Here is a 22209-nt window from a genome sequence, read left to right as displayed (position 1 = left end):
TAAATACCAAAATGGTCCCCAATCTTTTTAGATTTCTTTTCGCTTTGAGGAACTTAAGTAACCCATTTCTTCCCTATATTTTGCTACGGTTCTTCTAGCTATTTCAAAACCTTCTGCCCTTAGCATATCTTCAAGTTTCTTATCGCTAAGAGGTTTTTTCTTGTTTTCATGTTCTATTATGTCTTTTAATTTATCCTTTACTACGGATATAGAAATCATACTACCCTCTTCAGTTTCTAGTCCGCCTGAAAAAAAGCTCCTGATCTCGTATAGACCCTTATTGGTAAGGATATACTTGTCATTTACCCCCCTGCTAACTGTAGAGATATGACAGCCTACCATGTCGGCAATCCTCTGAAGGGTCATGGGCTCAAGCTGTCCCTCATACTTAAAATAGTTGAATTGGACTTCAACCATGGCCTCTGCTATTGCTATTACCGTAGACTTTCTGTCTTCAACATCATTTATAATCCTCTTGGCCGAAGATAACTTTTCCCTTATATAGGCCTTAACACTTGGGTCATCAGTCGTTATATATAAGTCCCTATAGTAGCTACTAATATTCAGCTTCAACCTCTTTTCGTTATAGGGCCTAACCACCAAATTACCCAGTTCATCTTCTTCAAGAACTACATCTGGATAGGCATAGACTATGGCATTTTTAAAGTATTTTTCTGCAGGTCTAGGCTCTAGACTCTTGATTAATTCAAGATAGTCTCTGATTTCTTCCTGCTTTTTCTTGTATTTTGATGCTAGTTGCCTGGTATTGGAATTGGCTACCAGGTTGATATTATTGACTATAATGTCTTCAAGTGCATCATCGTATATACCCTCACTGTGGAGTTGGAGGATTATACATTCCTGTAGGTTTCTCGCACATATACCAGCAGGTTCCAGAGTTTGAACAAGGCCTATACATTCTTCAACCAGGTCAAAATCTACCCCCAACTTGTCGGCTATATCAGACTCCTTTTCCCTCAAATAGCCATCTTCATCCAGACTATCTACCAGGTAGTCACATACCCTTCTCTTCCTATCATCTATATTCATTATTTTAATCTGACCATGTAACTCATCATATAGACTGTCTTCATCACTTGTCATATTTTCAAAGTCATAGTCATAACTATCTGCATATACTAGTTCATTTTTATCAAAATCATAGTTGAACTTTTCTTTTTTAAAGTATTCCTCCCAATCTATTCCATCATCTTTTATATCTACCTCTAATACCGGGTTCGACTCAGCTTCAGCCTCTATGGCATCTTCCAACTCATACCTGCCCATATTTAGTATATTTAAAAACTGAACTATCTGGTTAGAAATATTTAAACTTTGTGTTTGTTTCTGTTGTATCGAGTTGTGTATATCCATATATTGCCTTCTTTTCAGTAAGATTTAAATGTCCTCTACGACCTGGTTCTTGCTAGGCCATAAGTACATTACTAATGATATTATACCACTAATTACCAAAACTGAATAGAAGTTTGATATCCTCGTCAACAACATTCCAGGTATAAGGAGTTTTTTTCCATAGAAAACACTAAACATACCTAGGAACAAGGACTCACTTGCCCCTACCCCACCTGGGAGTGGTAAGGACGATACAGCTATATTCAATATGGCCTGCATCAAAATCAAGTCCATGACCGAATAACCACTAAGGCCAAAACCCTTGTATATTACATAAGGAACTGCATATAAGAGGCTAATCTGGACCACAGTTAGTAGGGTTACCTTTAATATTAGGATTGAATTATTTCTCATATATATGGCCCCACGCTCATATTCTTCAACAGAGCTAGATATCTTCTTTTCTATTTTCTCCCTATTTTTTATTATCCTAGTCCTGTGTAGTAGGAGGCCGAAAAAGTTCAATATCTTGAAGACCAATTTTGGCCAGTATACAAGCATTATAATGCCGATTAAAAGCAGGGCATTTGTTATAAAACCAAAGGCTAAAAGAAGGGTATTAGCTAACTGTGACCCCCCTATATTAGTATTTAGTAAGACTCCTATAAGAGCATATATGACTACTCCCAGCTGGTGGGTAAAAAGAATCAACATAAGGGTCAATGAAGATGAAGTCACACTAATGCCATCCTTCTTCATAAAATATACCTGGGCAGGTTGACCCCCGGATGCAGAAGGAGTTATGGAACTAAAATAGAAGCCTACAAAACCATAGCCTATACACTTAAATATGGATGTTTTTTGCTTAAGGCCCTTGACAATTAACCATATGTTTATCCCCTCAAATGAAGCATATACCAGCATCATTCCTATTCCTACCAGGATATATATAGGCTTGACTGACCTAAGGGCCCTCATTATAGAGTCAACTGACTCCCCCTTCAATACCTGGGATATGGTAAAGACCATCAAGACCACCATTATTGTTATGCCTATAAACTGGCTTTTTTTATTCTTTAAACCCTCCATTTTACCTCCTAAAACCTATCATAGCCTAGGGTAGGATAAATTCATACCCCTTGGCCTTCAATTCTGGTATGGCTAGCTTTAGACCTTCGATAGTATTTTTAGGTGCTCCAGCTGCCCCACCAGAATTTTCCCCTGCATCATGCAGGCATATTATACTAGTTGGACTAGTCCTATCCAACAATTTCTTCCTAATCGATTCTGGGCTTGCCTGGGCTTCCCAGTCTTCTGCCATCACATCCCAGTATATCATCTTCATCCCATACCTTTTTACGAAATGGTTAGAGAATATATTTGTATGCCCCCAAGGTGGTCTATAAAGCATCTCTTCTAGGCCCAAACCCTTCATAATCCTAAAGCTATTTTCAAAATCCCTTTTAGTATATGAATATGAGTAAAGCATGGCATTTTTATGCTGCCAAGAGTGGAGACCGACCTTGTGGCCACCTCCTAGTATCTTGTCTACAATCTGTCTGTTTTTTTGGGCATTTTCTGCCACCATAAAAAATGTGGCCTTGACTTGATTTTGGTCCAAGACTTCCAACAAGTCATGTATATATCTATCATCAGGCCCATCATCAAAGGTCAACATTATTTTATTATTTTGACCTGTAGTCCTAACGACCTCCTTATTAAAAATTTTATTATAGTAGGTAGGCAGGATAGAATGAACCACAAATACCAAGACTACTATTAAAAACAAATATAAAATATACATATTTATTCCATCTCCTTACATAGACTAAAAGTTGCCCGCAAAGGCAACTTTTAATACTATATTTATATTAAAGATTAATTACAATTTGCGATTAATTACTCACTATAAATTAGCCTACTGGTAACGACCCTTTTATTCCTATTAATAAGAATATATCTTCCTTGAATCGTGGTAGATTCCTAGGCCGTAATTATGCCTACCTGCATAGCTGTACTCCTTGAAGTAGGCCCTGTTCAACTTGGCTACAAAGCTTGCCATACTTGAACGCATACCCTCTAGGACCCTGTCATCACTTACCAGGTCAACTATGGTCTTAACACTTACATCTGGGTTCTCAGTCAGAAGAATACCGAAATTATTATCTTCTATAAATTCCACATTCCTCTGTTCATTAGGTAGGGTTGGGGCAAATGAAATTATAGGTGTATTTGAGTATATGGCTTCAAATACAGTTATTCCACCTGGCTTTGTCACTATGCAGTCTGCCCTTTCCATCAAGCTGTCTACCTGGTCTGTAAAACCTAATACTGTAATGTTTTCATACTTGCCATGTAGGTTCTTGTATATTTCCTTATTGTTACCAGCAACTATTGTAGTATGAATCCCAGGGGCTGAATTTAAGTCCTCATAGAAGGCCTGGCTCTTAGGTAATATACCTAGGCCACCACCCATTATTAGGATTTCCTTGCCCTTCTTAAGCTCAGGCATACCTATTATATTATCACTGATCAAACGACCTGCCTTCTTGCTTTCTTGTCTATTTTTAAACTTTTCTGCCACAGGAATACCATAAACTACTATCTTATCAGGGTCAATACCCTTGTGAATCATTTCATACTTTACATCCGGACAGGCAACCAAATACTGGTCAGTTCCATCAACCAACCACTCATAGTGGCTACTTACATCTGTAATGCATGTAATCAATTCTAGGTCAGATTCATACTTTTCCTTGTAATAACCCACACCCCTAGAAATCATAGGGAAGGTAGATATTACCAAGTCTGGTTCCATCTCATCTACCATTTTTTTACAGGCACTGGCAAATACCCTAGTTAGGAGATCAACACCTGTCACCTTCTTATCATTGATTGAATAATAGAAACTGTAAATTCCTTTTGCGTACTTTAATAATAGGTCAAAGGACTTGTACATATATCCAGATAGATGAGGCAAGGCGTATTCATAAAAGTCTATTATCTCTATATCATCATTCTTATAATATGCTTGTATATCTTGCATTATAGATTTAGATGCTGACATATGGCCCATACCAAATTTTGCAGTCAAAATTGCTATCTTCATTTGTAGTCCTCCTTTTCCTAAGCATTTTTATATTAAAGTCTGTTTCTTTATACTAATAGTATAGCTAAAAAAACTAAATATAAAGTCTATACAAATCTTAAGTTTTTATTAATTTTTCAAGAAAAATAGGATAGCATAAGCCATCCTAAAATATAAAATCTTCATCTGTTAGTTCTTCATATATGCCCTTCTGGTAGCCATTACCCTTAGTTGAGAAAAAGTCGTGTGTCTTTGTCTCTGTACTTAAGCCATTAAGGACTATGGCATTTACAGGCTCTACCTTGTAAAATTCTTCAAATCCCATATTTGTAAGGGCTGTATTGGCATTGTACTTCAAGAAATTGATAACCTGCTCTTCTAGACCAGACCCCTCATACAGAAGTTTTGTATACTTTTCTTCATTTTCCATCAATTCCTTAAGTAGGGAATACACCTTCTCCTTCAATTCATTCTTGTCATCATAGTGGAATTCATTGAACTTTTCCTGGGCCAAAAGACCAATATACTTGCCATGTAGGGACTCATCCCTCAATATCAGGGATATAATTTCGCCACTTGATATCATCTTTCCCTGGCCTGCTAGGAAAAGAGGATAGAAAAACCCGCTATAGAACAAGAAGGATTCTAAGAATACACTAGTGGCCATTGACATATATAGGCCCTTCGGTGTGTGGGTATTCTTATACTGTCTCAATACCAACTTAGCCTTGTTCTGTAGAAGAGGCTCCTCCTCTATCCATACAAACAGGTCATTTATCTCCTGCTTTGATAGGAGTGTCGTAAAGATACTTGAATAACTCTTTGCATGAATCTCTTCCATGGTCCCCATAAAAGATAAGACGGCCTTCCTCTGGAAGTTCTCTGTCAATTCCATCATTGAAGGTATACCATCATTACCCTGCTTTGTGTCCAGTAGTGTAAGCCCTGCTAGAACCCTCTTATAAAGGACCCTCTCGCTCTCACTTAGCTGGGACCAACTAGGTATATCCTTAGAAATTGGTACTTCTTCAGGCAACCAAAATTGTTTTACATTTTCATCCCAAAAGGCTTGGGTAAAATCGTCATCTTCCGTATCCCAATTAACAGCCTTGTGGACTGTATTAAAAACATCTACATATTTTTCCTTAGTCATAATTTCCCCCGTCTAAAATAAAACCTCTACCTAAACCGAACATGATAGGCATTCATTATTTAACTCTCTCAACATCTTAGTCCTTGTGTAATAAAGGCTCTTCAAGCCCTTCTTATATGCATATATATAATACCTGGCTATATCTCTAGTAGTCTTATCATCTGTTACAAAGAGTGTAGTTGAAATTCCCTGGTCTACGTGCCCCTGGGCAGCTGCCACTACATCTATAACCTTGAACATGTCTGTATTGTAGGCTGACCTGTAGAAAAGCATATTTTCATTAGTCAAGAAAGGCATTGGGTAAATGGTAGTCGAGTCACCGTAAATCCTCACCTCTATCTGCTCTGTTATAGGCATGATAGAAGATGTGGAATTTTGTACATAACTGATACTCTGTGTAGGTGCTATAGCCATCAAATAGGCATTGTAAATTCCGACCTCCTTGACCTCGTCAAGCAATTTGGCCCAATCATTCTTATCAGGCACATAAATACCCTCAAATAGTTTTTTAACCTTGTCAGACTTTGGCCTAAAGTCTACTTCATAGTATTTACCCAGGACATCACTGGCTCTTCCCTTGGCATACTCTGACTTTTCAAAGCCTTCAAAGGTTTCCTTTCTCTCCCTTGCTATTTCCATAGAAGTCTTGATGGCATAATACCTCATCATGGCAAAAAATACATCAGCAAATTCTACTGCCTCATCTGTTACATACATTATATTATTTTTCATCAAATAACCATGTAGGTTCATGGCACCAAGCCCTATTGAATGACTCTTGTCATTACCCATCTTTATAGTAGGTACCTGGTGGATATCTGTCCTATCACTCACATCTGTCAGGAACCTTACTGCAGTGTCTATGGCCTTGTCAACTTCCTTACTTTCCATTAGGTTGACTATGTTCAAGGAACCCAGGTTACAAGATACATCCTGGCCCCACTGGCTGGCACTTGACCCATAGGACTCAATCTGGGAAGGCTCCTGGTACTGGAAGATCTCACAACAAAGATTGGACATCCTAATCATACCTAGGTCTTTTAGGGTATGGTCCCTATTGGCTGTGTCTATATATACTATATATGGATAGCCGGACTCCATCTGTGTAGCTGCTATCCTAGTCAGGTACTGTCTTGGGTTAATTTCTTTCTTCCTGATATCCGGATCAGCTACCAACTTATCATACCATTCCTCCATATTTAGGTCATCTAAATGAAGGCCATACTTCTTATAAATTGAGTGTGGGTAAAAGGCATAGCCTGTCTCGTTCTTTTCAGCCAGCCTCATAAATACATCCGGTATAATGGCCCCTATTGAAAGGGTAGCAAGTCTGACCCTCTCATCTGCATTTATCTTCTTGGTATCCATAAGGGCATCAAAGTCTGCGTGTAGGACATTTAGGTAAACTGCACCTGCCCCCTGTCTAGCCCCCATCTGGTTGAAGTAGCTGAAACTCTGTTCCAACATTTTGGCAACACCAACTACACCCCCACTGGCACCTTCTATTCCCTTTATAGATTCTGCCCTGGCCCTTAGTCTAGTCAAATTTAGGGCTACTCCTCCACCTATTTTTGATAGGTGGTTGGCAGAAGCTACTGCATAGCTAATCCCTTCGCATGAATCTTCTACTGTAAGCAAAAAACAGCTCACTAACTCACCAGCCCTCTTCCTACCTAAATTCAGGAAGGTTGGTGTAGCTGGCTGGAATTCCTGTCTAATCAGCCTCTTGGCTACCTTCTTTGCTACTTCAGTATCACCATTTGCTATGGCTAGTGAACATATTAAAATCTTATCATTATAGTCTTCTAGTATGTACTCCCCGTCATCTGACTTTAGGGCATAGTTTTCATAAAACTTGCTGGCACTCATATATGACTGAAAACTAAAACCAAAACTCTTTATATACTCGTGTAAGTCTCCTATAAAGTCCATACTGTACTTGTCAATTATCTCTTTTTCATAGTAATTATTATCTACAAGATACTTAATCTTGTCTGATATAGATTCAAACTTCATAGACCTACCATCTATAGAATCCCTTAGGTATAGGTCTAAGGCCTCCTTGTCCTTGTGGAGTTGGTACTTGCCCTCTATATCTCTCACAATAACTTCATTATTTAACTCAACATAACTAGTCATTAAATATATTTCCCTTTCTTAAATACTTATGGTTTATCTATACCCTTTCAAGACAAAAATAAGCACCTACAATCAATATATTGATTGTAGATGCTATTTAATCCTAATAATGTACTACTACTGGCATTCCCTTCTTGGAAAGTGCATAGAACTGAGCCACCTTACTATAAGGTGTATTTATACATCCATGTGAACCTGCATATAGGTACCTGCTTCCACCATATACCGGCTGCCAACTGGCATCATGTATACCTATATCACCATTGAAAGGCATCCAGTATGAAACTGGTGATGCATATCCTGGTCCTCTTAAGGTAGCATGTCTCGTCTTGTAGTTTAGAGGATATATACCTGGAGGTGTAGCATCTCCACGATTTGGATTTCCTGATACTATAGGTGTATCTACTACTACCTTACCATCTCTAACAAACCACATATGCTGCTTTGTAAGGTCAATCTCTATAAACTCATTACCCAAGTCCTGATTTTCTCTTGTTATAGCTGTCTGGGCATATATAGGTTTTCTATCATTTTCACTTTTCTTTGCCTTTACAAGGTCATACAGGTAGTCAGTTTCCTTTTCCCTATCGATCAACCAACCATATATACCGCCAGTAACCTTTAACTTACCACCAGTAGATGCTGATGGGATTTCTCTAGCGTCTCCATATGTAGAATACTTCTTGCTTAAGCTTCTTACAAATTCTCTCACCTTGTCCTTGCTTAACTCCACCTTATAGTCTTCTTCAGAAGCTATATCAAACATAGTGCTGACATCCTTAGTCCCAGCCACATACTTTTCCTTTTCGAAGTCATATACTACCTTTACATTGTCATATTCCTTCAACTGGGCTATGGCCTTTTCTATCCTCTTGTCATTAGCCTTGTTCTTCTGGCTCTTATAGGCAGATGCTGGATATTCTACCTCTGTAGCCTCCGACTTAAGAGAAGTCGCTATAAAATTCTTAACAGAAACTTCTATTGGTGTACTGCCAAGGTCTCCCTTGTCAACTACATAGTCGCCCTTTTTCTCATCAAACCTAGGGAAGGCACTTACCGGAGCCTTAATATTCTTCTTGTCAAATATGTTAAGCTTCTTGACTACATCGTTTAGCTTGGCTTCATCATACTTTACATTTAACTTTCCATCTATATTTGTCTTATCAAGAAATGCTAGTGGCCATGCCAGGAAACCTTGGTCTTCCTTTATCTTGGCAGCACTGCCGTCCTTGACATAGGCTATATCTACATCTGTTCCATTTATTGAGTCCTTGACGTCGTTTCTACCACTGATATTCAGCTTATAGTTAGCCGCCTTGTCGCTAGCCAACTTGTCTATATCGCCAGGAGTCTTTAGGTCTGCCTTGATACCATTTATGTTGGTATTTACAAAATACCTATCCTTGAATACTATACAACCTGCTATGTAAACAAGGGCTATAATTGCTATTAAGAATATACATAATTTCTTTAAGACTCTCTTGAAGCCACCCTTCTTGGGTTCTTCATTATTCTCTACACTTTCAATTTTTTTCTCTGTCATTACAACGTCTGCTACAGGTTCTTCTTTGACTTCCTGGGCCTTTACTTCTTCTGACTTGTCTTTGTTAGGTTTATTTTCTTGTGTGCTTGTATCTTGAGTCTTGTTAGCTTCTTCAAGCCCCTTTACTTCTTCCTTATCTTTTTCACTCATCTTTTTCTTGAACCATCCTTTCTTCTTACTCGATATTTCAGGTTTAGGTTCTTCATCCTGCCCCATATCCAAATTCAATTGCTGAGTCTTCAACTTCTCTCTTTCACGCAATTCCTTTTCGAGTACTTCCTTCTTTATCTGCTCTTGTTTTAAGATTTTCTCTTCTTCTTTTTTCTGTTCCTCATGCCTGATTTTTTCAGCAGCAATCCTTGATTCAGCTACCTTAACGACATCTTCAAATGGAGCCCTTTCTATATCTATATGCTTGACCTCATTTATATTGATATCAGACTCTAAATTATGCTCAATATCCTTAATTTCCTTTTCAGGAGACCTGTCATATAAGCCTAGATTTATATCTTCTTCTGTCCTGATATCATCAACGGTAATTGGAGATATTTCACCTGAGTCGACATGACCTTGTTTATCCAGGTAGGCCCTCCTCCTCTTTAGTCTCATTTCTTCATCTTCAACTGAGACTATTTTATCAGCAGTCTTCATGGACATCTTCGACATTTTTTTCATCTTAATATCATCATTGTCCTCTTGTTTATTTCCAAGCCCCTTCATTATAGGGTCTGCATTCTGGTTTTCTCTTGCAATAAACCTATCTTCTATCTTTTTTGTTACAAAATCTATGTCATCAACTTTTTCATCCCTAGCGGCATCAAGTCTTGGAGCTAGTTTTGTAGATGTATCAGATTCCAAAACCCCGTCTATCTTTTGCGCTTCCTTATCTTTGGATTTAAAAAGTCTAGTTTTCTTATTTTTTTTAGCTTCTTTTTCTAATCTTTTTCTCTCAACTCTAGACATGATTGTTTCCTTTCATACTTAGAATGTTCTTAATCCATAATATATATTTAACATTAGATTATATACTTTTACATAATATACTCTTTTATATATTAACACAAAAAAATTACTAAACAAGTAAATTTACTGAATTGTAACCATCTTTCCCTTTACTTTATTTACTAGATTGAATAATAATGCCTTATTATAGATAAAACAGGGCCCATGTATTTAACATGAACCCTGCATATAGTTAATTATTTATATCCTTTCTTTTAGGAAGTCGACCAGGTTATTTACTGTGGCCATATCCTTTCTTTCCAAGTCTGTTGGCTGTAAAGATAGGTTTAACTTGTCTTCTATTCCCAATAATACTTCTATTATTGCAAGTGAATCCAACATCTCATTTTCAAACATATCCAAGTCCTGGTTGTCTCTAATTTCATCACTTCCCAAAACCTCTTCAAATATTTCTATTACACTTTCTCTTATATCCATTTTTACCTCCATATTAGATATCAAATCAATTACCTATGTATAAAATAATTATCAGTATATATTCATTATACTCCCTAACCTTAACTTTTTATTAATAGATAATCATTGAATAAGTCTTTTAAAAGGTTAAATAAAGAAGTGTCTTAAGGTGGTAATCCTTAAAAATCACCTTACTTGACATAATAATTTAGGAAGCCTGAGAATATCAGCATACCAAAACATACTATATTAAATGTTATAGCTATCTGTAACCTCTGGAACCACTTTTCCTGCTTGTACTTTTTATATATTTTGGATTTTTTGGTAAACTCGTCAGTTAAGACCAGCATCAAGCCCTGGTAGACACCATAGGCTATATAATACCAAGTAAGACCATGCCAAAATCCCATTACAGTCATGGTTATCATCTGGGCGACATGGGATGCTGTTGCTCTTTTCTTAAACTTTTTATTCCTCATAGCATTTAGGACATACCTGGAGAAGATATAGTCTCCAAACCACCTGGACAAACTAATATGCCACCTGGTCCAGAATTCCTTCATATCCTTCGATAAGAAAGGCTTGTTGAAGTTGTCTGGTGCATGAACCCCAAATATATAACTGGTACCAACTGCTATCAAACTATAACCCGCAAAATCAAAAAACAAATAAAGCGTATAGGCATACATATATAGGATTATAGGTACAATTGACTTGTCCGGACTAATCCTGCTGACCCAGTAAAGGTGTATAAGGTTGGCAATGGCAAACTTGTACATTATCCCTAAAAAGACCTTTTTAATACCTGGCAACAAATAGTTACTAACATATTCTCCCCTTGGTATTGACTGGTTGATTTCCTCTTCAAATCTCCTGGACCTGTCTATAGGACCGGAGCTCAAACTTGGGAAGAAGAGGATAAAGTAAACCATATCTAAGAATTTTAATTCCTTGATAGCCCCATCATATATTTCAATTATTATCTGTATAGTCCTAAAACTAAGGTATGATATACCTATAAAACCTAAAACTCCTATTGGCAACTTGGCCGACACCTTATTTATTATAAGGGGCATCATTGTTGCCAAAAGAAATAGCCTAAAGGTCCACTTGTTTTTTTCCTTCTTCCTAGACCACATGAAGAGGTATATACAGGCCAGTTCCCAAACTATAAAACCAACTAGGAACTTAAATTGTATATCCAGGCCTATTATCAGGTATACCATAAGGGCCGTTGCAACCATACCATAGTACTTAATCCTCTTACCGGCTAGTCCCAGACCTATGGCTGGTATCATAGTCAAGAGCAGTATATACATATAGAGGTAACTCTCATATTGTGAAAATGTCATCGTCCCCTCCTACTTACAATTCCTGTGCTAATTTTTTTCTATCTATCTTGCCATTGGTATTCATAGGCAACTTATCTATTATAGTTACATTCCTAGGAACCATATATTCTGGTACCAGTTTGGCCAAGTCTTTCTTGATCCTTATACCATTTTTCAGGTTACCCAAGTCATTTTCAACCTCTAGCTCTACTATTGCCTTCAGGTAGGCTATTTTTTCATTCTTATATACTGGTAGGACTACTGCATTTCTTATATTTTCAACCTTCCTAAGGTTGTTTTCTATATCTTCTATCTCTATCCTGTAGCCATTTAGCTTAATCTGGAAGTCCTTCCTACCTGCATACCTGATGTTACCTGTTTCATCTATAAAGCCCAAGTCACCTGTCTTGTATGCCCTAAATCTTAAATGAGCCAAGTCCTTAGGAGACCCACTCTCTAGGCCAGGATCTGTAGACTCAAGGTAAAATACCTCCTTGGTCTTCTCTTCGTTCTTAAAGTAACCCTTGGATACAGATGGTCCTATTATTACTATTTCTCCCTTTTGGCCTTCTTCTACCTCCCTGCCTTCTTCGTCAACTATCTTTATCTTACAGTTTTCCATAGGTATACCTACTGGCAGGGACTTGCCTGATCCTATATGGTCATCATTTATTACCACATGACTTATACCTACTGTAGCTTCAGTCGGCCCATATCCATTGATTATGTCAACTTTTGGGAACCTCTCCCTAAGCTTCCTAGCCACCTCGACTGGTAATACTTCACCTATATACAGCATTTTTCTTAACTTAGGCAACATTTCCTGGTTAAAGTCCTTGTCTACCAAACACATACCTACAAAAGATGGTGTAGAAACCCAAACTTCCATGTCTGACTTCCTCATATGGTCAAATAAGACCTTAAAGTCTGCCACTACATCCTTGGACAAGGAATATAGGGTAGCTCCATTTGCCAGACCTGGATACAACTGGGACACACTCAAGTCAAATGAGTAGGCTGGCTGGTCCATTACCACCTTGGCCTGGCCATCCAAACCCAATATAGGGCTCATCCACCTCATAAAAGAATCCAGGTTATAGGCACTGATTTGGACCCCCTTTGGTTTACCTGTAGACCCAGATGTAAATAGGATATATGAATTTTCATCCCCATCTACCCAATTTTCACTAGGGACTTGACTTGCCAAAGGTCCCACCTTGTTTTCTTCTATTAAATTTATCAAATTTTTCTTATCTATTATTTCAAAAGACTTGTAGGCCTCCTTAACCTGACCATCCTGGTCACGGAAGAAGTTCTTTCCTGACATGTCAAATACTATATTAGGTCTTACACTGTCTAATACATCTAAAACCCTCTGCTCAGGAAAGCTGACATCCATGGGCACATAGGCCCTCTTTGACTTCAAGGCCCCAATCATACAAGCTATGATCATGACATCCTTATTTCCATATATAGCAACCGGAGTATTTTCTCCGTATTTTTGACTTATATAATTTCCTATAATATCTGAATACCTATCCAGGTCCTTATAGCTTAATTTTTCATCGTCACAGACTACTGCCAACCTATCACTATTAGCATATTGCCTTATACCACTGACTATGTTCATCATCTTCATCCCTCACTATCTAAAACTCATTATATATAAATGGTAATTCTTTAAAAGGTAAAAAGGTAAAAACTAAAATACATATGACCATTGCCAGGCTTATAACTATGGCAATCTTTATATACTTTTTTGCTTCATCTGTCATAATATCTACCTCTCATATATCTTGTAAATTTTCTCACTCAAGTCTGCCCATCCCAGGGTTCCTAAGTGCATTATATCCCTCAGATAGTATCTCTTGTTTTCATTGGCTGTCAGGTCTATCAACCTTGTATTATACTTGTCTGATATGCCTCTTATCTTCTTGGCGAAAGCCTTCCTGTCCTTGACACCTATACCTGCGAAGTCATAAAACTCCGGCATACCTGGTATTAGGACTATAGTCGGTTTTATACCCATATCCTTGCAGGTATCTAAAAATATCTTCAAGTCAGTATATTCTTTAGAATCTGTCAACTTAACATAGCTATAGAAGCCCCTGAAGCCTTCATCCTTGCCCTTCATGTACTCCCTGTAGTAGCCCTTATCAACATAAACATTCCTGCCACCCAACTTGTAGATCCTCTTGCCTACCCTATTTTTAGCCTCTATTTTGGCATACTTTTTTTCATTAGCCCAGTCTATCTTACCCGCTATATCATGGGACTGGTCAACCTTGTTATAAAGTTTTCTAAGGGCCTTGTATGTTATACCCTTGTCCTTCATACTAACCATAACCCTTCTAGCCTTATAATATGGACTAAAAAGTAGTTTCAAGGTCTTGTGACCAAGATCATCATGCAGATAAAGGTTGGCGTATATAGCTTCTGGCTTAAACTCTCCCGGGTCCTTCATCAGGCTAGCTATCCTCCTCGCATAGTCTTTTTTAGTTTTAAGACTAACCTTTGGATTGGACATGAAATTGTAGAATTGGACTGGGGAAAACCTAGTAAGAAAATGGTCTGACGTTACCCCTTCTTTTTCCATAAACCACTGCATAGACAATAGTAGGACTACCTTTTTATTTTTTATATCATTATCCAGTGACCCAACTATTGTGGCATGCTGGAGTGATTGAGTATAGGCCCTACCTATAGTAATCGCCTTGTTCTTAGTCCTTCCCGTATTAAAATAATAGTCGGGATGCTGCCTAGTAGAGTGACTCAACTCTGATGAACCCATTATCATGATTGCACCTTCATGTGCCAGGTAGTTGTTCGCATAGACCCCCTTGTCCTTGACCAAACTAACTGTATCATGTAGCATGGGATAGAGGTCCTTGACCTCCATCATCTTATTATTTTTATAATCTAGATACTTGTCCAAGCTAAAAACGCATGTTGTTGCCACCAAAACTGGTATTAACAAGGCAAGTACTACATACCAAACTTTTTTCATAATTAACACCTATTATTTAAATATATTCTTATAACCTGTCCTTTAAAAGATTGTATAGGGTCTGTTCAAAGGAAAATTCTTCTCTCAAGACCTCTATCTCATCTATTAATTTTTTTCTTTTATCCTTGCTGATATTGGACCTTACTGCCCTAATCAATATATTTTTTGGAGAATGTTCAAAGTCTATGAACTCTATTAACTGTGTCTTGTAACCCATTGCCTCCAATAAATTGGCCCTTATGCTGTCTGTCATCAAGGCAGCTACCCTCTCCTGGATCAGCCCATACCTGGTAATTATAGACAACTTGTCTACCCTTATAGTCGAATTTATCTCATGCTGGCAACATGGAACTGAAAATATCATTTTAGCCTTCCAATTGATGGCATTGTAAAGGGCATAGTCTGTAGCCGTATCACAAGCATGAAGGCTGATTACTATATCAACATTGTTTTCAAACTTGTAGCCGTTTATATCACCTAGCTCAAACTTCAACCTATCGTAGCCATACTTACTGGCAACCTTGTTGCACTTGTCGATTACATCCTCCTTGAGGTCCAGGCCTGTAATTTCTACATTCATTTTCTTAATTTCTACAAAGTAATAGTAAACTACAAATGTAAGGTAGGATTTACCACAGCCAAAGTCAAGGATTCTCAAGACCTTGTCACCACCTAGGCTATATTCATCCCCCAGGTTCTTTATCTCATCATCTATTATCTCTATAAACCTATTTATCTGCTTGTATTTATCGTATTTTGAATTTATTATCTTGCCATCCTTGTTAAAGACTCCTAGGTCTACAAAGGCTGGTATATCCATCCCCTCTTGAAGGATATAGTTTTTCTTTTTATTATGGCTCTTGTCTATCTTTAGGTCATTTTTTTGGGCATGCTTTGAGCAAAAAACCTTTCCCTTCTTAGATATCCTGACATCAAAATTATATTCTTCAGAGATAGCTGTCAACTGACGGAACCTTTCCATCATATCTCCAATACTCTTGGCCAGGTCTTCTACTTCTATATTTTCATGGAAGACCTGCTTGTCAGTAAATTTCTCTACCTGGTAAAAGTCTCTTTCCTTGACCCTCACCATATTTATTTTAACCTTCTTGTAGTCATAATTTTTATCATATTTATTGCTAAAAACCAACCTTAAAGGTTTCGATTTAACTATATCATCTATATATCCTATTAATTCCATTATTCCTCCTAAATGTACTCTGATAGATCTTGAGTACAAGACAAAATGTTACCATAAAAAGCTTAAATTAAACCTAGCAAAAAAATAAATAAAATCTAAAGATTGGCCCTCGTAATTCACGAAAAAGGCAATTAGGATATAAGCCTAATTGCCCTAAAAAATATAAACTTGTCTGTCTAAGTAAATTCGACCCTTTTCAGAACTAAAGCTTGACTAGAGTTTGGCCTTAACTGACGCTAACTTCTGTTCCATACTAGCCTGCTTGTCCCTTCTATCGTCAACCTTTATAATAGAGTATACTCTTCCTACTCCCTTGTCAAAAACATCCTCCTGAATCTTTCTGATCAAGGCAAATATTTCATCAATGTCGCCTTCCATTACAGTTCCCATTGGGTTTAGTAAATACTTAACCTTATCCTGGTCGCTTAATATCTTCTGTGCACCTGCCACATATGAACTTGCACTTGTTGTTCCAGTCCCTAAAGGACAAACTGTTAACTCTACTACTGCCATATCTACGCCTCCTATATTTATCTAATATTTTCTTTAAAGCTACTTAATAAATTATACATATCTTCTAATTAAATTATAAAACTTGAGCTCCTATTTTTCAAGTAATTTTATATCCGCAAAAAGACCCAATAGTTTTGTCAAGCCTTCCTCAAGATCTTCTAAAGTCATAGACCCAAAACCTAAGACTAGTCCCTCCCTAGGTGGCTGGCCTATATAGTACTTCGATAGGCTGGTCAGCCTTATAAGCTTCTTGTCTGCCAGGTCTACCAACCTATCACCTGTCATACCACATGATTTCTTGTTCCAGCTAATGACCAGGTGGAGTCCCGTATCTCCCCCTTCAACTTCTAGAAATTCATAATTGGCAAGAAGGGATTTGATAAGGTCCAGCTTCCTCTTGTAGATTTTCCTCATCCTGTTTATGTGCCTTACAAAGTAACCATCCCTGATAAAAATATCCAGACTTCTCTGGGTCAAGACAGGTACCGGACAGGCTGCATATGAAACTCTTTTATGGTAAATGTCAACCAGTTTATCGGGCATTACCATATAGCTTATCCTCATAGCAGGACTGACCGTATTGGAAAATGACCCCATAAAGATAACCCTATCCATATCATCCATGCTCTTCATGGCTGGAAGTGGCTTACCCCTATACCTAAATTCACCATCATAGTCATCTTCTATAAGCCACCTGGCCTCATGCCTAGCCCAGTCTAATATATCAAGCCTCCTGGCAGTTGGCATTATCTGACCGGTTGGAAACTGGTGGGCAGGTGTTGTACATAGGATGTCAACCCCAGACTCCCTCAGGGCTTGTACCTTAATACCCTTGCCATCCAGGGGCAGGGCTTTAAAGCTTATATTATTGGTTTTAAAAAGCTGGCCCCACCTTTCAAAACCAGGGTCTTCTATCCCATATACCTTGTCCTCACCAAGTATACAAAAGAGAATTTGAAATAGGTGTTCTGTACTGGCAGAAATTAAGATATTATCCATACTGGTATCTATCCCCCTGTAGGTCTTGAGATAGGTCGCTATAGATTGTCTCAGGCTCATATCCCCCATGGGGTCTACCCTCTTTAAGAGGTCCCTGCCCAAATCATCAATAGCCTGTCTGGAAATTTTTTTCCATACACCAAAGGGAAACTTGTCGTCAACTCCCCCATATGAAAAGTCGTACTCATATGTTTTTTTCTCAGCCTTTGGCCTGGAAATTGTACCCATGTATTTTTTCATATAGTCACGTTTGGCAACAAAGTAGCCCCTTCTTTCTATGGACTCAATATAGGCCTCATCCTCCAACTTACCATAGGCAATCTCCACCGTATTAATGCTGACACACATCATATGGGCCATGTCCCTCTTGCTTGGCAACCTGGTATTTTCAGGATATAGGCCGGATATAATCTTATCTTTAACATCCTTATATACCAGCTCATATTTTTTCATACTTCCTATTCCTCCCTATAACAAAAAGACTTACTTGAAATTCTAACTTTAAGATGACCCCAAAAAGTTGGACCTAAAAATTCAATTTTTTGGAGGTCAGTTCACTTCTGGTCCTATTTTTTTTATTTAAATTGGTTCTTTTTCACCTACCACTTCTATTCTATACTATTAGCATAAACGATACAATATTTAGAAAAATTTAGTAAGTGTATCGTAACAATATGAAAAGGAGATACAAATATTATGAAAAAGGAAGATGTTACAAAACAATTTATTGGTGGGGTAATTATGGATGTTACTAGCCCGGAGCAGGCAAAAATAGCTGAAGCAGCCGGTGCTGTTGCCGTTATGGCCCTTGAAAGAATACCAGCGGATATAAGGGTAGCCGGAGGTGTATCAAGGATGAGTGACCCAGCCATGATTAAGGAAATTATGGATGCCGTATCCATACCTGTAATGGCTAAGTGTAGGATAGGTCACTTTGTAGAAGCCCAGATACTTGAGGCTATAGGTATTGACTATATAGATGAAAGTGAAGTTCTATCACCTGCTGACAATATCCACCATGTTGACAAGACTAAGTTCGATGCCCCATTCGTTTGTGGTGCCAGAGACCTTGGTGAAGCCCTAAGAAGAATCCAGGAGGGTGCTGCAATGATCAGGACTAAGGGTGAAGCTGGTACTGGTGATGTTGTTCAGGCAGTATCTCACATGAGACAGATCCAGGGAGAAATCAGAATGGTGACTGCCCTAGCTGAAGATGAACTATATGAAAAAGCCAAAGAATTTAGGGTACCATACGACCTAATCAAGTATGTCCATGACAATGGTAAACTCCCAGTTGTAAACTTCTCTGCCGGCGGAGTTGCTACTCCTGCAGACGCTGCCCTAATGAGACAACTAGGCGCTGAAGGTGTATTTGTAGGTTCTGGTATATTCAAGTCTGGTAACCCAGAACAGAGGGCCAAGGCTATTGTTAAGGCCGTTCAGAACTACGACAAGCCTGAAATAATAGCCCAGGTATCTGAAAATCTTGGAGAAGCTATGGTTGGTATCAATGAAGATGAAATAGAAATCATAATGGCTGAAAGGGGCATATAGTTTTATAAGAATAATATATGTTATAATATAGTCGGACATTTATTTGTTAGGTCCAATAAGTAAGGAGATAAGAGAGATGTTTGACGATATTAAAAATAGGATTATTAAATTAAGTTGCATATGTTTATCCGTCTTTTTGTTAGTTTCCCTTGTTGCTTGTGGGAACTCTAGTGACTCAAGTTTTGAAAGGGCTAGTGTAGTCAGGGTTATCGATGGTGATACCATTCATGTAATGGTAAGTGGTAAAAAATACAAACTTAGGATGATAGGTGTTGATACACCCGAGACTGTCCATCCCAGTAAGCCAGTCCAATTCTATGGCAAAGAAGCCAGCGACTATACTAAAAAGCAACTCAAAGACAAGACCGTCTACCTGCAAAAGGACCTATCCGATACTGACAAGTACGGTCGTCTCTTGAGGTATGTTTGGCTAGAAAAACCTTCTAGTGACAACCCTAGCCAGGAAGAGATCAGCAGGTATATGTACAATGCCCGACTTGTTATAAATGGTTATGCCTACTCCTATAGCTACCAGCCTGATACGAGATATAGTCAGCTTTTTGCCAGGTTACAACACCAGGCCCAAGAAAATTCAGTGGGACTTTGGGATGAAGACAAACTAAAGGCCTTCAACCAGACCCATCCAGACTCTATAGATACCAGGCCTCTAAATGGTGGTAAAAGCATAAAAGACTCCAATAAAAATTTAACTGGAAAGGATGCTAAAAAGACCTACTATCCAAGTGAAAACAAATCTATAGACAAAGATAAATTGACTGATAAAACTAAGTCCAAGGAGTCTGACCAGGATTCCCAAAAGTATATCAAGGCCAACAAAAAAAGCAAGGTATACCACCTAAGAGGGTCTAAGGGCTATGATTCCGTAAGTGATAAAAATGCAGTCTACTTTGATAATGAGGATGATGCTATTGCAGCCGGTTATAGAAAATCAAAAAGGTAGTAATTGAGTCTATATAGACTCTTTACTACCTTTTTTCCTGTAATTCTTTTAAAAATGGGGATAGTCCAATCTTCTTTCCAAATCGTTTAAGAGGGCTTGATACTACCAAGGTCTTCTTGGCCCTGGTGATAGCTACATACAAAAGCCTTCTCTCTTCTTCAATATCGAGTTTTGACTCCTCACTGACCTGGTAGGGTACTAGGCCCTCATTGACTCCTACTATGTAGACAGAATCAAACTCCAATCCCTTGGAACTATGCATGGTGGTAAGGACTACCCCCTTGTCTGCACTTGTTGCCAAACTTGAACCTCCAGTCTTGTCAGCACTCTTCTTGACCTCTTCCCTTACCTGGTCTATATGTTTAAAAAAATCCAAGATAGTCTTGTAGGGACCGGCTGCTGTTTCTAACTCATCCAGTATTTCTACTATCTGTTGGGACTTTATCTTTCGTTCATGACAATACTCTAATATATACCTGTCATAGTCAAGTGTTGTCCTAATGTAGGATATACCGTACTGGGGACTTAATCCCCTCACATAATTCAGGTCAATATATAGGTCTTCTAAATTTTTCTTCTGAAAATCCTTTATATCCTCATCCTTCAAGAGGCTGTCCAAAAAGTCCATAGAAGCCTCTGCCTTGACGATGGATTTTTTGGAGATATACCTAAAAGGCTTGTTTATAACCCTAGCCCAATCTCCACCGGACCCTATATCCATAGCTATCCTCAGGTAGGCTATAATATCCAGGCTGACCCAGTGGTCATATATGGTCTTGGGAGCATCCTTCAAGATAAAGGGTATTCTCTTGTCCATAAATGCATCAACAAAGGCCCTCGCCTGCCTGTTGGTCCTATATATGACTGCAAAATCTCCATAGTCAGGACCATCCTTTGATCCCACCCTATCATATATCTGTTGGGCTACCAGCCTAGCCTCATCATCAGTATCCTTGGGATATATGTAAACTATCTTGGATGCTTCCTTGTTAAAGGCCCTTAGGTCCTTAGGATGCCTCTTTTTATTCTTTTTTATAAGGCCAAGAGACAGGTCCACTATGTCCTTGCTAGACCTGTAGTTTGTATCCAATAAAATATGCTGGCCCCCAGGAAAATACTGGTCAAACTCCAACATAAAATCTGGTCTGGCCCCCCTGAAACCATATATACTCTGGTCTTCATCACCAACCACAAAAATATTTTTTTCCTGGCCTGCTATCAGTCTTATCAGTTCAAATTGAACCCTATTTATATCCTGAAATTCATCTACCAGTATATACTTGAAAACCTGCCTCACTATAGACAATATGGCAGGGTCATCATTTAAGAGGTCATAGGCCTGTATCAACATATCATCAAAGTCGATCTTACCATACCTCTTCTTTTCATCTTCATATAGCTTGTAGGCCTTTTGAAATATTTCCTGTTCAAAACAGTGACTATCATAGGCCATATAATCCAGGAGTTCATTTTTTACCAGAGATATTTCATTTAAGAGGTCTAAGACATCATCATCGTTATAATTGCTGATTTTGAGGTATTTTAATATGGACCTGACTAGCTTGAACCTGTCCGGGTCAAGTAGTAGGTCATCTAGGCCAACCCCTGCATACCTCCTAAGTATCCTAAAAAAACTAGAATGAAAGGTCCCAAAATTAACCTTGTTTAACCTCTCATCCTTACCATAGGCCAGGGTCCTCTTCTTCATTTCAAGAGAAGAAGCCTTGGTAAAACTAATGGCCAATATCCTTGTCGGTGGTATATCATGGTCAAGCACCATAGAAACTATCCTCTGTGATATAATCCTGGTCTTACCAGATCCAGGTCCTGCCAGGACCATGCAGGGACCATGAATGTGGACAACTGCCTTGGCCTGGTTTTTATTTAATTTAACCACTCTACCACCTCCAATCAAAATAAACTCTATATAATTCTTCTCTATTAGTTC

At 38.3% G+C, this 22209-nt stretch carries 18 protein-coding genes; 2 read left to right on the top strand and 16 right to left on the bottom strand.

Annotated features, from left to right (window positions below):
* Positions 1-27: 27 nt before the first annotated feature.
* The 15 genes from rpoN to pdxR all read right to left on the bottom strand — a co-directional run bounded on the left by rpoN (position 28) and on the right by pdxR (position 18199).
* Positions 28-1374, bottom strand: a complete 1347-nt coding sequence (gene rpoN / locus HMPREF0634_RS08620) for an RNA polymerase factor sigma-54 (protein ID WP_007791053.1) — start codon at positions 1372-1374, stop codon at positions 28-30.
* Positions 1375-1398: 24 nt separating this feature from the next.
* Entirely contained in the window at positions 1399-2442 is a 1044-nt protein-coding gene (locus HMPREF0634_RS08615) for a lysylphosphatidylglycerol synthase transmembrane domain-containing protein (protein ID WP_007791011.1), read from the bottom strand.
* A 25-nt stretch (positions 2443-2467) separates the two neighbouring features.
* Positions 2468-3157, bottom strand: a complete 690-nt coding sequence (locus tag HMPREF0634_RS08610; RefSeq protein ID WP_007791106.1) for a polysaccharide deacetylase family protein — start codon at positions 3155-3157, stop codon at positions 2468-2470.
* A 141-nt stretch (positions 3158-3298) separates the two neighbouring features.
* Positions 3299-4462, bottom strand: coding sequence for an MGDG synthase family glycosyltransferase (locus HMPREF0634_RS08605; RefSeq protein WP_007791109.1), 1164 nt, complete (start codon positions 4460-4462; stop codon positions 3299-3301).
* A 145-nt stretch (positions 4463-4607) separates the two neighbouring features.
* Positions 4608-5594, bottom strand: coding sequence for a class 1b ribonucleoside-diphosphate reductase subunit beta (nrdF, locus tag HMPREF0634_RS08600; protein ID WP_007791091.1), 987 nt, complete (start codon positions 5592-5594; stop codon positions 4608-4610).
* 30 nt (positions 5595-5624) lie between these two features.
* On the bottom strand, positions 5625-7733 hold the full coding sequence (nrdE, locus tag HMPREF0634_RS08595) for a class 1b ribonucleoside-diphosphate reductase subunit alpha (RefSeq protein ID WP_007791124.1): 2109 nt from the start codon (positions 7731-7733) through the stop codon (positions 5625-5627).
* 103 nt (positions 7734-7836) lie between these two features.
* Entirely contained in the window at positions 7837-10239 is a 2403-nt protein-coding gene (locus HMPREF0634_RS08590; RefSeq protein WP_007790910.1) for a L,D-transpeptidase family protein, read from the bottom strand.
* A gap of 240 nt (positions 10240-10479) precedes the next feature.
* Positions 10480-10716 (bottom strand): D-alanine--poly(phosphoribitol) ligase subunit 2, encoded by a 237-nt coding sequence (gene dltC / locus HMPREF0634_RS08585; RefSeq protein ID WP_007791077.1) that lies wholly within the window; start codon positions 10714-10716, stop codon positions 10480-10482.
* A 170-nt stretch (positions 10717-10886) separates the two neighbouring features.
* A complete protein-coding gene (gene dltB / locus HMPREF0634_RS08580) occupies positions 10887-12047 on the bottom strand; it encodes a D-alanyl-lipoteichoic acid biosynthesis protein DltB (protein WP_007790981.1) in 1161 nt (386 codons plus the stop codon).
* 13 nt (positions 12048-12060) lie between these two features.
* Positions 12061-13659 carry a D-alanine--poly(phosphoribitol) ligase subunit DltA gene (gene dltA / locus HMPREF0634_RS08575; protein ID WP_007791042.1) on the bottom strand — a complete coding sequence of 533 codons (1599 nt, stop codon included), beginning with the start codon at positions 13657-13659 and terminating at the stop codon, positions 12061-12063.
* Positions 13660-13675: 16 nt separating this feature from the next.
* Positions 13676-13801 carry a hypothetical protein gene (locus HMPREF0634_RS10090; protein ID WP_007790946.1) on the bottom strand — a complete coding sequence of 42 codons (126 nt, stop codon included), beginning with the start codon at positions 13799-13801 and terminating at the stop codon, positions 13676-13678.
* 5 nt (positions 13802-13806) lie between these two features.
* The gene (gene dltD, locus HMPREF0634_RS08570; RefSeq protein WP_007791033.1) at positions 13807-15033 is read right to left on the bottom strand and encodes a D-alanyl-lipoteichoic acid biosynthesis protein DltD; all 1227 of its coding nucleotides are present in this window, start codon (positions 15031-15033) and stop codon (positions 13807-13809) included.
* 28 nt (positions 15034-15061) lie between these two features.
* Complete coding sequence (locus HMPREF0634_RS08565; protein ID WP_007790948.1) at positions 15062-16234, bottom strand: class I SAM-dependent methyltransferase; 1173 nt, start codon at positions 16232-16234, stop codon at positions 15062-15064.
* Between the two features lie 213 nt (positions 16235-16447).
* Positions 16448-16747 carry an MTH1187 family thiamine-binding protein gene (locus tag HMPREF0634_RS08560; RefSeq protein WP_007790941.1) on the bottom strand — a complete coding sequence of 100 codons (300 nt, stop codon included), beginning with the start codon at positions 16745-16747 and terminating at the stop codon, positions 16448-16450.
* A gap of 90 nt (positions 16748-16837) precedes the next feature.
* Entirely contained in the window at positions 16838-18199 is a 1362-nt protein-coding gene (pdxR, locus tag HMPREF0634_RS08555; protein WP_007791072.1) for a MocR-like pyridoxine biosynthesis transcription factor PdxR, read from the bottom strand.
* A 243-nt stretch (positions 18200-18442) separates the two neighbouring features.
* Between pdxR and pdxS the strand changes: the two genes are divergently transcribed.
* Both pdxS and HMPREF0634_RS08545 read left to right on the top strand, forming a co-directional pair.
* Entirely contained in the window at positions 18443-19300 is an 858-nt protein-coding gene (gene pdxS / locus HMPREF0634_RS08550) for a pyridoxal 5'-phosphate synthase lyase subunit PdxS (protein WP_007791050.1), read from the top strand.
* A 76-nt stretch (positions 19301-19376) separates the two neighbouring features.
* The gene (locus tag HMPREF0634_RS08545) at positions 19377-20261 is read left to right on the top strand and encodes a thermonuclease family protein (RefSeq protein ID WP_007790992.1); all 885 of its coding nucleotides are present in this window, start codon (positions 19377-19379) and stop codon (positions 20259-20261) included.
* Between the two features lie 25 nt (positions 20262-20286).
* Here HMPREF0634_RS08545 and HMPREF0634_RS08540 read toward each other — a convergent pair whose 3' ends face one another.
* Entirely contained in the window at positions 20287-22158 is a 1872-nt protein-coding gene (locus HMPREF0634_RS08540) for an ATP-dependent helicase (protein WP_007790917.1), read from the bottom strand.
* Positions 22159-22209 lie beyond the last annotated feature (51 nt).

The organism is Peptostreptococcus stomatis DSM 17678, from assembly GCF_000147675.1.
GTDB classification, from domain to species: domain Bacteria; phylum Bacillota; class Clostridia; order Peptostreptococcales; family Peptostreptococcaceae; genus Peptostreptococcus; species Peptostreptococcus stomatis.
This window is presented reverse-complemented; position numbering and strand designations above follow the sequence as displayed.